This window comes from Kitasatospora sp. GP30 (genome assembly GCF_029892145.1).
GTDB classification, from domain to species: Bacteria; Actinomycetota; Actinomycetes; order Streptomycetales; family Streptomycetaceae; genus Kitasatospora; species Kitasatospora acidiphila.
In genome coordinates this window covers 209,056-221,218 of record NZ_JARZAH010000006.1, presented here as the reverse complement: position 1 = coordinate 221,218, position 12,163 = coordinate 209,056, and the positions used below count along the sequence as shown (strand labels likewise).

Below are 12,163 nucleotides of genomic sequence, written 5' to 3'. Positions count from 1 at the left end.
CAACCAGCATAAATACGCCGGAATCAGACAGCGATCCGAACGTCGGCAGTCCGTCAGGCCCGGACGCCCTGACGGGCGTCGCTCGGCTCGATTCGGAAGACGCCGTAGCCGTAGCCGTCCGCCCTGATCAGACGGTCCGTCACCGCTGCGCCGCGCACCACGAGACCGGTGACCGGGCCCACCGGCTCGGCCGGCACCAGCTCCGCCGGCTCCCGACGCGGATTGACCACGACCAGGTGATGGCGCCCGCGCCGGTAGACGAACGGATATCCGTCGTGCAGCACCGTCACGCTGCCACCGGTTCCGAGCGCGGGCGTGTCGCGGCGCAGCCGGATCAGCCGGCGGACCTGCTGGAGCAGCGAGTCCGGGTCGGTGCGCTGGGCGGCGGCGTCGGGCCGGGCCGGGTCCGGATCGATCGGCAGGTAGAGCGCGGCCGGATCGGCGGTGGAGAACCCGGCGTTCGGCGCGGCGTCCCACTGCATCGGGGTGCGCGAGCCCTGCCGGGCCTCGGTGCCGAGCTGGCTGCCCTCCTTCTCCGGCAGGCCCGGCACGTAGCGCATGCCGATCTCGTCGCCGTAGTAGATCACCGGCAGGCTGGGCCAGCTGAGCAGGAAGGCGAACGCGCAGCCGACCTGCTCCCGGGTGCGCGGGCCGCAGACCAGCCGGGAGAAGTCGTGGTTGGCGGTGGGCAGCGCGACCAGGCCGTGCCCGTCGACGGCCCGTTCGGCCTCCTGCCAGGCGGCCAGGAACTCGGCCATCGAGCCGCCGCCCGCCGGATCGAAGTAGCAGGGCTCGCCGTGCGCCCAACTGCCTTGGCTGCCGGTGCCGTTGTCCCAGAGCGAGCGCAGGCCGCGACCGGTGAAGTGCAGGAAGAAGTCCGCGTGGAAGCCGGCCGGGACGGACCGGGCCGGGTCGCCCCACTCGGAGATCAGCACCCGGTCGGGGTAGTGCTCGTCCAGCCAGTCGCGCAACTCGCGCCACAGCCGGGCGGTCTCAGCGTGCTCCGGGTCGTCCTTGACCAGGGACGAGGCCATGTCCACCCGGAAGCCGGCCACGCCGAGCTCGAACCAGTGCGCCATGATCTCCCGCAGCGCCGCCCGGTTGGCCCGCGGACCCGGGGCGTCCACCGGGCTGCGCCAGGGCTCGGCCGGGTCGGTGCGGGCGTAGCCGAAGTTGAGCGCGGGCTGGATCGGATAGAAGTTGGCCCGGTAGAAGCCGCCGCGGCGGCCCTGGTTGGGGATCCAGGAGTGCACCGGGGCGGTGATCCGGTCCGACCAGATGTAGCGGTCGTCCGCCGGGTCGTGGACGGCCTGCTGGAACCACGGGTGGCGGTGCGAGGTGTGCCCGGCCACCAGGTCGAGCAGCACCCGGATGCCGCGCTCCCGGGCGGCCGCCACCAGCGCGACCAGGTCGGCGTTGCTGCCGTAGCGCGGATCGATGGCCAGGTAGTCGGCGACGTCGTAGCCCGCGTCGCCGAACTCGGAGGCGAAGCACGGGCTCAGCCAGACCGCGGTGACCCCGAGGTCGGCGAGGTGGTCGAGCCGGGCGGTCAGCCCCGGCAGGTCGCCGATCCCGTCACCGTCGGAGTCGGCGAACGACTGCGGATAGATCTGGTAGAGCACGGCCTCGGCGAACCAGTCGGGCACGGACACGGGGGCGGTCATCGCACGGCCTCCAGGAGCGGGTGGACGGCTACTGACCGATGATGCGTCAGTTCTCCTGGCGGCGTGACCGGTTCGCCGGTTTGCCGAAGGACTCTCAGGTCTCGCGCAGGCCGGTCAGGTGCGCGAACACCACCACGTTGGCGGTGTAGTCGCCGCGCTGGCGGTCGTAGGCGCCGCCGCAGGTGATCAGCCGCAGCTGGGCGTCCTTGGTCCTGCCGTAGACCCGGTCGTCCGGGAATGCGTCCTTGGCGAAGACCTCCACGCTGTCCACCGTGAAGGTGGCGGTCACCTTGTCGTCCCGGTCGATGTCCACGGTGTTGCCCTGGGTGAGCGTGCTCAGACCCCAGAAGACCGCGGGCGCGGTCTTGGTGTCGACATGGCCGAGCACGATCGCCGCGCCCTTGTTACCCGGCACCGTGCCGCCCTGGTACCAGCCGACCAGGTTGGTGTCGCTCGGCGGCGGGGCGTTGAGCACCCCGTCCGGGGCCAGGTCGAGGCCGGTGAACGGGGCGTTGACGCTGATCGCCGGAATGGACAGCCGGACCGGCTTGGCATCCGGAACCACGATCGCCGGGGAGGTCCGCCGGGCGGTGGCCGAGGCCTGGGCGCTCGGGCTGCCCGCGGCCTGCGCGGCGGCCTGCGGCAGCGGCGGCATCGCCGGGCGCGGCTCCGCCGAGCGGTGGAGCATCAGCAGGCCGAGCAGGCAGGACAGCAGCGCGGCGAACAACGCGTTCCGGCGCCGACGGCTCAGCTTGTCGTTGAACGGAGCGGGGTCGCCGTCGGGCGGAACCTGGAGGCGCATGGCCGGACCTTTCTGGGCGTGCGTGCGTGCGGCGTGCGGGCGGCGGGCGGAGACGGTGGGCGGGAGCGCCGCCGCGCGCCGGGCCCGAGGGGACGGGCGGGCCGGCGCGCGGGGCGGGTGGTCCGGCCGAGGGAGACCGCCGGCCGGACCACGTGCGGGGTGACTACTGGGCGCCCGCGGACTTGCGGCGGCGCAGCGCGACGAAACCGACGACCAGGCCGCCGGTCAGCAGCACGGTGCCGGTCGCCAGGCTGTTGTCACCGGCCAGCGCGCCGAAGCCGCCACCGGTGTGCACGCCGCCGTGCGGGCGCTGCTCGTCGTTGCGCTGGCCGGCCTGGTCGTCCGCGGGGGCGTTGTCCTTGGCGGTCAGCCCGCTGAGGTCCTTGTCGGTGACCTGCTTGTCGTCCGTCTTGAGGCCGCCGAGCTTCTGGTCGTCGAGCGACTTCTGGTCGGTGAGCTGCTTGTCGTCCGACTTCTGGGCGCCGAGCTTCTGGTCGTCCAGCTTCGGGCTGCTGAGCTTCTGGTCGTCCAGCGGCTTCTGGTCGGTGAGCTGCTTGTCGTCCAGCGCCTGGCCGCTGAGCTTCTGGTCATCAACCTTCTTGTTGTCGTCCGCCGTCGTCCCGGAGGTCGGGGCCCCGGAGATCGAGGCCGCGGAGCTCGGGACCGCGGACATCGAGGCCGCGGAGATCGAGGCCGCGGCACTCGAGGCCGCGGCACTCGGCGCCGCGGAGAACGAGGCCGCCGAGGACGGGGCCGCGGAGAACGTGTCGACGGCGCCGCCGGGCGTGGTGTCGGCGAAGGCGATGGCAGCCGGGGCCAGGCTCAGCGCGGCAGCGGTGAGACCGGCGAGGGCGAGGTGCTGTACACGACGCATGGTGAGGATTTCCCTTTCCAACGCGCACACGGACGGGCCGACAGTCAGTCGGCGGGGGACATCCGCGGGCTTCTGCTCCACCGTCAGCTGCCGGGCGGTCGGCTGCCACTACATCGCGTGCGAACGTGTGACGTTGCGTCCACATGGGCGGAATTCCCGTTCACCGTCCGTGAGCGAGTGCGGCCCGGCGGGTGCATCCTGGAGGGGTACCAGTGGAGGTGATGGTGATGACGAAGACGCTGGTCGGATGGCACATCGAGGTGGAGTTCATGGAGGAGCCCCCCGCACACCGCGGCGGCGGCCATGCTCAGACTCCCGGACGGACGGGAGCTGAGGGCGCGCGGCGACACCAGCCGGCACCCCTCCGACCCGGAGCAGTTGCGGGTCGGCGAGGAGGTCGCGGCGGCCAGGGCACTGCAGGAGCTGGCCAGGCAGCTGCTGGACAAGGCCCACATCGAGATCGACGAGCTCGGGAAGGTGCCCAGCTATCCGCTGTGACCGCCGGTGACCAACCCGGCGGGCGGCCCGGTCCCCGGACCGGGCCGCAGCCACGTCCGTGTCAGGGGCCGTGGCCGGTCGCGCCGAGCTGACGAGTCAACATGACGGGGCCTGGGTACGGTCCCCGGGCATGAGACACCACCGGTTACCCTCGATGGCGGTCATCGCCACCGTGCTGTTCGCTTTCGCCGCCGCGCTGCTCGGCCCGGTCGGCACCGCCTGGGCGGGCTCCGTGCACAACGGCGCCAGCCAGCCCGTCTACTCCTACACCGACGCCATCCGGGAGAGCGTCTGGGTCGACACCGGAACCGTGGTCAACGGCGCACCCGTCCGGGTCGCCGCCGACATCATCCGGCCCCGGGAGCCGGCCGCCCACGGCCGGCGGATACCCGTGATCATGGACGCCAGCCCGTACTACTCCTGCTGCGGGCGCGGCAACGAGAGCCAGGTCAAGACCTACGACGCCAACGGCGAGCCGGTGCAGTTCCCGCTCTACTACGACAACTACTTCGTGCCGCGCGGCTACGCCGTGGTGCTGGTCGACCTGGCCGGCACCAACCGGTCGGACGGCTGCGAGGACGTCGGCGGCCCGCTTGAGGTGGCCGGTGCCAAGTCGGTCATCGACTGGATCAACGGCCGTGCCACCGCGCACAGTTCACGCACCGGCGGCACCGAGGTCAAGGCTTCCTGGGCCGACGGCTCGGTCGGGATGATCGGCAAGTCCTGGGACGGCACCATCGCCAACGGCGTGGCGGCCACCGGAGTCGACGGCCTGAAGACCATCGTGCCGATCTCCGCGATCAGCTCCTGGTACGACTACTACCGCTCGCAGGGCGCTCCGCTCTACCCGGGCACCCCCGCCGACCTGGCGAGCTATGTCGAGGACCCGGCCACCACCGCCCGCTGCGCCACCACACAAGGCGAGTTGGCCGCCGGCGCCCCCTACAGCGGCGACTGGACCTCGTTCTGGCAGCAGCGCGACTACGTGGCCAACGCGGACAAGGTGAAGGCCAGCGTCTTCGTGGTGCACGGCCAGCAGGACCTCAACGTCCGCACCGTGCACTTCGGGCAGTGGTGGGACGCGCTGGCCGCCCGCGGGGTGCCGCGCAAGATCTGGCTCTCCCAGACCGGCCACGTCGACCCGTTCGACTACCGGCGCTCGGCCTGGGTGGACACCCTGCACAGCTGGTTCGACCACTATCTGATGGGCGTCGACAACGGCATCGACCGCCAGCCGATGGCCGACATCGAGCGCGCCCCCGACCAGTGGTCCACCGACGCCAAGTGGCCCGCGCCCGGCACCCGGTTGACCACCGTGCACCTGAACCCCGGCACACTGGGCGGCAGTTCGACAAACTCGGGCACCGTCGGCTTCACCGACGACCCGAGCCGCGACGAGAACGCCTGGGCCGCCGACGTCGACCGCAGCACCCCCGACAAGACCGTGTTCAGCACCGGGGCGCTCGACCACGACCTGCGGATGTCCGGCAGCGGCGACCTGACCCTCACGGTCGGCTCCAGCACCACCAGCGCCCACCTGAGCGCGGTGCTGGTGGACATCGGGCCCGCCACGATCCGCAACTACCTGGGCTCGGGCGAGGGGATCACCACGCTGACCACCCGCTCCTGCTGGGGCGAAGGCACCCCGGGCGACACCGGCTGCTTCCTGGACACCGCCGCCGACACCTCGCAGGTCGGCGCCACGGTCTTCAGCCGCGGCTGGATCGACCTCGGGCACTACGCCTCGCTCGACCACGGCCAGGCGCTCACCCCGGGCACGCCGTACCGGATGACCGTGCACCTGTCGCCGACCGACCACGTGGTCCCGGCCGGGCACCGGCTGGCGCTGATCGTGGCCGGCACCGACAACGGCCTGATCGACCCGCCGGACACCAAGCCGACGCTCACCGTGGACCTCGGCCACTCCGAGCTGCGGCTGCCGCTGGTCGGCGGGACCGGCGCGCTGCCGGGCAGTCAGCAGCCCAGGGCGGCGGCGAGCCAGGCGGCTCCGCTCGCCGTTCTGACGGGTCGCCAACCGGCCGATCTCCGCTGATGAGTCGAGGGTGGGGGCGGTCTCGATCGGCCGCCCCCACCCGGGCCGTCACGGCGCGAGCTGCTCGCCGGTCGCCGCCCGGCGCACCGTGATCGCCTCCATCGGGCAGAGCTCGGCGGCCTCCACCACCTCGTCCAGCGCGTCGGTGCGCGCCCGCAGCGGGCGGGCCCGGCCGTCGCTGAGGGCCAGATCATCGGGGGCGCTGGCCACGCAGAGACCGGTGCCCGCACAGCGCAGGCGGTCCACGGACACCGTCAGGCTGCCCCGCTCGCCCTGCTGGGCGTCCCCGGCGCTCACCAGGTGGCCGGCAGGGTCAGCGGGCTGCGGGTGAGCAGGCCCCGCCGCCACTCGATCTCCGCCACCGGCACGGCCAGCCGCAGCCCCGGCAGCCGGCGGGCCAGCCGGTGCAGGGCCAGCTCCAGCTCCATCCGGGCCAGCCAGGCGCCCAGGCAGTGGTGCGGGCCGGCGCCGAAGGTCAGATGCGGCGTGCCCGCCGGGTTGAACAGCTCCGCCTGCCAGTCGGCCGGGTAGACCTGCGGATCGTGGTTGGCGCCGAAGGTGTCCGCGGCCACCACCGAGCCGGCCGGGATCAGCACCCCGCCGATCTCCACATCCTCCTTGGCCCGGCGCAGCAGCCCGGGCAGCACCTTGTTCTCGCCGAGCGGCACGCTGCGCAGCAGCTGCTCGGCGGCCGCGCCGGCCTCGTCCTCGCCGGCGGCCAGCTGCTCCCAGGCGTCCCGGCCGTCGCCGAGCAGGTAGACCAGGGCGTTGCCGAGCGAGGTCATGGTGGTCTCGTGGCCGGCCACCACCAGCCCGATGGCCAGTCGCACGATCTGGTGCTCCGTCACCTCGCCGTCCTCGTCGGCGGCCAGCACCAGCGAGCTGACCAGGTCGTCGCCGGGCTCGGCGCGGCGCTTGGCCACCAGGGCGGTGCCGAAGGCGAGGAAGTCGACGATCGCGTCCTGCACCTGCTCCGGGGTGTAGGCGGAGGCGGAGAGCGCGTGGTCGCTCCAGTAGGCCAGCCGCTTGAGGTCCAGGCCGTCCAGGCCCATCAGCCGGCTGATCACGGCGACCGGCAGCGGGCGGGAGAAGGCGCTGATCAGGTCGGCGGGCTGGGCGGCGTCGCTCAGCCGGCTCACCAGGTCCTCCACCACGGTGGCGACCCAGGGCCGCCAGCGGGCGATGGCGCGCGGGGTGAAGGCGCGCTGCACGGTGCGGCGCAGCCGCTGGTGCTCCTGGCCGTCGAGGTTGAGCAGCCCCTCCGGGTCGTCCAGCAGGTTGGGGTAGGGGGTGAGCGGGGGTGCGTCGGGGGCGTACAGGGTGGCCCGGTCCAGGCGCGGATCGGTGAGCACCTGGCGCACGTCGGCGTGGCGGCGGACCAGGTAGACCGGGGTGCCGGTGAGCAGGGTGGTGAGCTCGGGCGGGCCGGCCTGCATCGCCTGGCGGCAGTGCAGCGGGATGAGGGCTTCGGTGGGTGCGGCGTCGCTGGGGTCGAGGGACACGGTTCCTCCGGGAGTAGGCCTGGCTACTGACGGTAGACGGCAGATCACTCCTCAACCAGGGGGCGTTATCGGCCAGTTGAGGGGCGCGCGGCACTGCGCCGGGCGCCGGTTTGCCGGTCTGAGGGCGGCAGGCGCATCGTGGAGAAAGGATCAGGAGGTGCCTGCGGTGGACGAGGCGGTGATTCGCACAGCGGGACTGACCAAGATCTATCCGAAGTCCGAGACCCCGGCCGTCGACGGACTGGACCTCCAGGTGCGCCACGGCGAACTGTTCGGCCTGCTCGGCCCCAACGGCGCCGGCAAGACCACCACGGTGGGCATGCTCACCACCCGGGTGGTGCCGACCGCCGGGCAGGCCTGGATCGGCGGCATCGACGTGGTCGGCCGGTCCACCCTGGTCAAGCAGGTGATCGCGGTGGTCTCGCAGCAGAACACCCTGGACCGCTCGCTGACCGTGCGGGAGAACCTGTTCTTCCACGGCCTGCTGTTCGGCTACTCCCGTCGGTCGGCCCGCCGCACCGCCGACGAGCTGCTGGACCGCTTCCACCTCGCCCGCTGGGGCGATTCCCAGGTCCGGGCGCTCTCCGGCGGCATGGCCCAGCGGCTGATGGTGGCCCGGGCGATCTTCCACCGCCCCGCCGTGCTCTTCATGGACGAGCCGACGGCCGGACTCGACCCGCAGAGCCGACTGGCCCTCTGGGGGATCCTGTCCGAGCTGATCGCCGAGGGGCAGACCATTCTGCTGACCACCCACAACATGGAGGAGGCCGACCAGCTCTGCGACCGGGTGGCGATCATCGACCATGGCCGGATCCTGGCCCTGGACAGCCCGGCCGCGCTCAAGCAGGCGGTGGACGCCGACACCGTGGTGACCGTGCAGGCGCCCGGTGAGCCCGCCGAGCTGGCCCGGCTGCTGGCCCGCGAGGTCGACGGGGTCAACCGCACCCGGCTGCTGCCCGGCGGGGTGGAACTCCAGGTCACGGTGGCCGGCAGCAACCGGCTGCTGCCGCGGGTGCTGAACGCGGCCGAGGGCGGCGGCTTCCAGGTGGCGGACCTCTCGGTGGCCGCCCCGACCCTGGAGACCGTCTTCATCAGCCTGACCGGAAAGGAACTGCGGGACTGATGGCCGACGACACGATTATCACGGTGACGCCGGCGCGGTCGGTGCCGGCCGCCTCCCGCTCGGCGCTGAGTGCGCTGATCCAGCGCGATCTGCGGGTGCTGTTCAAGAACTTCGGCGAGTTCGCCGGCCGGACCCTGATGCAGCCGCTGCTGCTGGTCTTCGTCTTCCTGTACGTCTTCCCGACCATCGGGCAGGGCGTGGGCAGCGGCGGCGGCCGGACGGGGGAGTCGGACTTCGCGACCGTACTGGTGCCCGGGGTGGTCGCGGTGACCATCATGTTCCAGGGCATCCAGTCGGTGGCGATCCAGCTCTCCCAGGAGTTCGGCTACACCCGGGAGATCGAGGACCGGGTGCAGGCGCCCTGCCCGCTCTGGCTGGTGGCGGTGTCCCGGGTGCTCTCCGGGGCCACCCAGGGGATGATCTCGGCGGTGCTGGTCTTCCCGATCGCCGCCGTGGTGCACGCGCCCGGGGTGCACGCCCGGCTGTCGGTGCACTGGTGGGTGGTGGTCACCCTGATCCCGCTGGCCTGCCTGGCGATGACCTCGCTCGGGCTGGTGCTCGGCACCACCTTCGAACCGCGCAACATCGGGTTGATGTTCGGCTTCGTGGTGCTGCCGCTGGTCTTCCTGGGCGGCACCTACTACCAGTGGACCAAGCTCTCCGCCGTCCATGTCGGCGGCTTCCACTGGCTGCAGGTCCTGGTGCTGGTCAATCCGCTGATCTACATCGCCGAGGGCATGCGGGCCGGGCTCACCGACACCGAACACATGCACCTCTATGTCGTCTACCCGGTGCTGATCGGCTTCTGCGTGCTCTTCCTCAGTCTCGGGTTGCGGAACTTCCGGCGCCGGGTGCTCTCTTGAGGGTCGCGCTCTTGAGTGTCGGGTTCTTGGCGCTCGCGCCTTCGAGGCTCGCCCGCACGGTGTCGCGCAGCGCCGCGGCCAGGTCGCCGTCGCCGGTCGGCTCCAGGAATAGCTCGCGGGTGAGCAGCGCCGCGAGGTGCTGGGGCGCCAAGCCGCCCTCCCGACCGGTCAGTTGATGGACCACCCCGACCGCTCGCAGGGCGGCGCCGAGCGCGGCGGGCGGGAGCCGCAGCACCGCCGGCGGCGTGGGCCGCCCGGCCGTGGCGGCGAGCTCGACGAGCAGCTGACGCCACGTCAGATTGCCGTCGGCAATGGGCAGATCGGCCCCGGAGCCGCTCTCCAGCGCGTCGGCCGTGGCGCGGGCCACGGTGCCCACGGTGGTGACGGCGGTGCCGCCCGGCGGGGCCGCCAGCGGAGCCCTGGAACGCAGCCAGGGCACCAGCGGGGCGACCAGGGGCCGCCGACCGGGCGTGGCACCGAAGACGAACGGGATCTCCAGCACCGCCACCGGCAGTTCGGGCCCGGCCGCCGCCCGGGCCTGCGCCGCCTGCGCCACCCGGCTGCGGATGTACGGATGGCGGGCGGCCAACCGCAGCTCGGGCCGGCGGCGGTGGAACGCGGTGAAGTAGGAGCCGTGCAGCACGGCCCGCTCCACTCCGACCCGCCGGGCGGCCGCCAGCAGCCGCCGCACCGGCGCCACATTGTGCGCGTGGAAGTGGGCGGCGGCCGGCCGGCGCGGCGTACTGCGGTCGTCGGCGCCGGTGGCGAACACCACGCCCTGGTGGCCGTCCAGCAGTTCGGCCCACTCGTCCTCGGTGAGCCGGTCGACGTCGCCCGTCAGCCGGCCCGGATCGGGCGACGGCGTACGGGAGAGCACCGACACCGCATGGCCCCGGGAGGCCAACTCGGCCACCACGTGGTGGCCGAGGAACCCCGTACCGCCGATCACCAGTACCCGCATGCGGGTGAGGCTACTGGGCGCCGAACCGCTCGCGCCAGGCCGCCAGGTCCTCGTCGGTGATCTTGGCGAAGAGCACCGGGGGGACGGCGAACGAGGTGCCGGCCGGGACGAAGTCCAGCGCGGCGGCCTGCTCCGGGCTGACCCAGGTGGGCTCGACGGCAGCGTCATCGGTGGCGAAGACCGCGCGCATCGCGGCCGCGGTGGCCGGGATGAACGGGGCCGACAGCACGCCGTAGAGGTGGATCAGCTGCATCGCCGTGCGCAGGGTCAGCGCGGCGCCCTCCGGGTTGGTCTTGATCTCCAGCCAGGGGGCCTTGGACTCCAGGTAGACGTTGCCCGCGCTCCACAGCGCGCGCAGCGCCTGGGCGGCCTTGCGGAACTGCAGGGTCTCCAGGTGGCCCTCGTACTCGGCGAGCAGGCCGGCGACCTCGGCGCCCAGCGCCCGCTCGGCCTCGCCCGGCGCGTCCCCGGCCGGGACGGTGTCGCCGAACCGCTTCAGCGAGAAGGAGAGCACCCGGTTGACGAAGTTGCCCAGGGTGTCGGCCAGGTCCTTGTTGACCGTGGACGAGAACAGCTCCCAGCTGAAGCTGGTGTCGTCCGACTCCGGCGCGTTGGCGATCAGGAAGTAGCGCCAGTAGTCGGCGGGCAGCAGCTCCAGGGCGGCGTCGGTGAAGATGCCGCGCCGCTGGCTGGTGGAGAACTTGCCGCCGTAGTAGTTCAGCCAGTTGAAGGCCTTGACGTAGTCGACCTTCTTCCACGGCGCGCGGGTGCCGAGCTGGGTGGCCGGGAACATCACCGTGTGGAACGGGACGTTGTCCTTGGCCATGAACTCGGTGTAGCGCACGTCGGTGGTCTCGTACCACCAGGACTTCCAGTTTCGGTTGGCCGGGTCGGCGTCGGACCACTCCTTGGTGGCGCCGATGTACTCGATCGGGGCGTCGAACCAGACGTAGAAGACCTTGCCCTGGGCGGCCAGCTCCGGCCAGACGTCGGCCGGGAGCGGCACGCCCCAGTCCAGGTCGCGGGTGATCGCCCGGTCGTTGAGGCCCTCGGTCAGCCACTTGCGGGCGATCGAGGAGGCCAGCGTCGGCCAGTCCTTGCCGTTCTCGTCGATCCAGGCCTCGACCTCGCCGGCCAGCTTGGACTGCAGCAGGAAGAGGTGGGTGGTCTCGCGGACCTCCAGCTCGGTGGAGCCGCTGACCGCCGAGCGCGGGTTGATCAGGTCGGTCGGGTCCAGCAGGCGGGTGCAGTTCTCGCACTGGTCGCCGCGGGCCTTGTCGTAGCCGCAGTGCGGGCAGGTGCCCTCGATGTAGCGGTCCGGCAGGAACCGGCCGTCGGCGATCGAGTAGACCTGGCGGATCGCGCGCTCCTCGATGAAGCCGTTGGCCTTCAGCTCGCGGGCGAACTCCTGGGTGATCTCGCGGTTCTGCTGCGAGGAGGAGCGGCCGAAGTAGTCGAAGGAGAGCGCGAAGCCGTCGTAGATCGCCTTCTGGGCGTCGTGCTGCTCGGCGCAGAACTCCTGGACCGACTGGCCGGCCGCCTTGGCGGCGAGCTCCGCCGGGGTGCCGTGCTCGTCGGTGGCGCAGATGTAGAGCACCTCGTGGCCGCGCTGGCGCAGGTAGCGGGAGTAGACATCCGCCGGGAGCATGGACCCGACCATGTTCCCCAGGTGCTTGATCCCGTTGATGTAGGGAAGCGCGCTGGTGATCAGGTGTCGAGCCATCCGGGGAAGCTCCTTCATCTAGGTGGCGCCGCCCGGCTCGTGCGCGGGCCGGGCGGGCAGTCGGCGGCCATCGCCGAGGATGGAGCCATTCTATCGGCCG

General features: G+C 72.2%; 10 protein-coding genes and 1 pseudogene. 4 read left to right on the top strand and 7 right to left on the bottom strand.

The annotated features are described in order from the left end of the window. Positions 1 to 53: 53 nt before the first annotated feature. The 3 genes from P3T35_RS12610 to P3T35_RS12600 form a co-directional block, all read right to left on the bottom strand. On the bottom strand, positions 54 to 1,664 hold the full coding sequence (locus P3T35_RS12610) for an alpha-amylase family glycosyl hydrolase (RefSeq protein ID WP_101379371.1): 1,611 nt from the start codon (positions 1,662 to 1,664) through the stop codon (positions 54 to 56). 94 nt (positions 1,665 to 1,758) lie between these two features. Beyond that, positions 1,759 to 2,466 (bottom strand): class F sortase, encoded by a 708-nt coding sequence (locus P3T35_RS12605; protein ID WP_101379370.1) that lies wholly within the window; start codon positions 2,464 to 2,466, stop codon positions 1,759 to 1,761. A gap of 163 nt (positions 2,467 to 2,629) precedes the next feature. Further along, positions 2,630 to 3,340 carry a hypothetical protein gene (locus tag P3T35_RS12600; RefSeq protein ID WP_101379369.1) on the bottom strand — a complete coding sequence of 237 codons (711 nt, stop codon included), beginning with the start codon at positions 3,338 to 3,340 and terminating at the stop codon, positions 2,630 to 2,632. A gap of 221 nt (positions 3,341 to 3,561) precedes the next feature. Here P3T35_RS12600 and P3T35_RS12595 point away from each other — a divergent pair. Together P3T35_RS12595 and P3T35_RS12590 are read left to right on the top strand one after the other, a co-directional pair. After that, positions 3,562 to 3,838: pseudogene (locus tag P3T35_RS12595) on the top strand (DUF1876 domain-containing protein). A gap of 130 nt (positions 3,839 to 3,968) precedes the next feature. After that, positions 3,969 to 5,891, top strand: a complete 1,923-nt coding sequence (locus P3T35_RS12590; RefSeq protein WP_280705907.1) for a Xaa-Pro dipeptidyl-peptidase — start codon at positions 3,969 to 3,971, stop codon at positions 5,889 to 5,891. Positions 5,892 to 5,939: 48 nt separating this feature from the next. Here P3T35_RS12590 and P3T35_RS12585 read toward each other — a convergent pair whose 3' ends face one another. Both P3T35_RS12585 and P3T35_RS12580 read right to left on the bottom strand, forming a co-directional pair. Continuing rightward, a complete protein-coding gene (locus tag P3T35_RS12585; RefSeq protein ID WP_180356356.1) occupies positions 5,940 to 6,188 on the bottom strand; it encodes a ferredoxin in 249 nt (82 codons plus the stop codon). Next, positions 6,185 to 7,393 carry a cytochrome P450 gene (locus P3T35_RS12580; RefSeq protein ID WP_348533410.1) on the bottom strand — a complete coding sequence of 403 codons (1,209 nt, stop codon included), beginning with the start codon at positions 7,391 to 7,393 and terminating at the stop codon, positions 6,185 to 6,187. Before P3T35_RS12580 ends, P3T35_RS12585 begins: the two co-directional genes overlap by 4 nt. A 157-nt stretch (positions 7,394 to 7,550) precedes the next feature. Between P3T35_RS12580 and P3T35_RS12575 the strand changes: the two genes are divergently transcribed. Further along, positions 7,551 to 8,516, top strand: coding sequence for an ATP-binding cassette domain-containing protein (locus tag P3T35_RS12575; RefSeq protein ID WP_280705902.1), 966 nt, complete (start codon positions 7,551 to 7,553; stop codon positions 8,514 to 8,516). Beyond that, complete coding sequence (locus tag P3T35_RS12570) at positions 8,516 to 9,379, top strand: ABC transporter permease (protein WP_101379365.1); 864 nt, start codon at positions 8,516 to 8,518, stop codon at positions 9,377 to 9,379. Before P3T35_RS12575 ends, P3T35_RS12570 begins: the two co-directional genes overlap by 1 nt. Here P3T35_RS12570 and P3T35_RS12565 read toward each other — a convergent pair. Further along, the gene (locus P3T35_RS12565) at positions 9,336 to 10,340 is read right to left on the bottom strand and encodes an NAD-dependent epimerase/dehydratase family protein (RefSeq protein ID WP_101379364.1); all 1,005 of its coding nucleotides are present in this window, start codon (positions 10,338 to 10,340) and stop codon (positions 9,336 to 9,338) included. The two genes, P3T35_RS12570 and P3T35_RS12565, sit on opposite strands and share 44 nt — an antisense overlap. A gap of 10 nt (positions 10,341 to 10,350) precedes the next feature. Continuing rightward, entirely contained in the window at positions 10,351 to 12,063 is a 1,713-nt protein-coding gene (gene metG, locus P3T35_RS12560; RefSeq protein ID WP_101379363.1) for a methionine--tRNA ligase, read from the bottom strand. Positions 12,064 to 12,163 lie beyond the last annotated feature (100 nt).

Bases quoted from the DNA above. Each gene is read 5' to 3' on its own strand.
- P3T35_RS12610 (WP_101379371.1), bottom strand. From the start codon at position 1,664: ATGACCGCCCCCGTGTCCGTGCCCGACTGGTTCGCCGAGGCCGTGCTC.
- metG (WP_101379363.1), bottom strand. From the start codon at position 12,063: ATGGCTCGACACCTGATCACCAGCGCGCTTCCCTACATCAACGGGATC.
- P3T35_RS12600 (WP_101379369.1), bottom strand. From the start codon at position 3,340: ATGCGTCGTGTACAGCACCTCGCCCTCGCCGGTCTCACCGCTGCCGCG.
- P3T35_RS12570 (WP_101379365.1), top strand. From the start codon at position 8,516: ATGGCCGACGACACGATTATCACGGTGACGCCGGCGCGGTCGGTGCCG.
- P3T35_RS12565 (WP_101379364.1), bottom strand. From the start codon at position 10,340: ATGCGGGTACTGGTGATCGGCGGTACGGGGTTCCTCGGCCACCACGTG.
- P3T35_RS12605 (WP_101379370.1), bottom strand. From the start codon at position 2,466: ATGCGCCTCCAGGTTCCGCCCGACGGCGACCCCGCTCCGTTCAACGAC.
- P3T35_RS12590 (WP_280705907.1), top strand. From the start codon at position 3,969: ATGAGACACCACCGGTTACCCTCGATGGCGGTCATCGCCACCGTGCTG.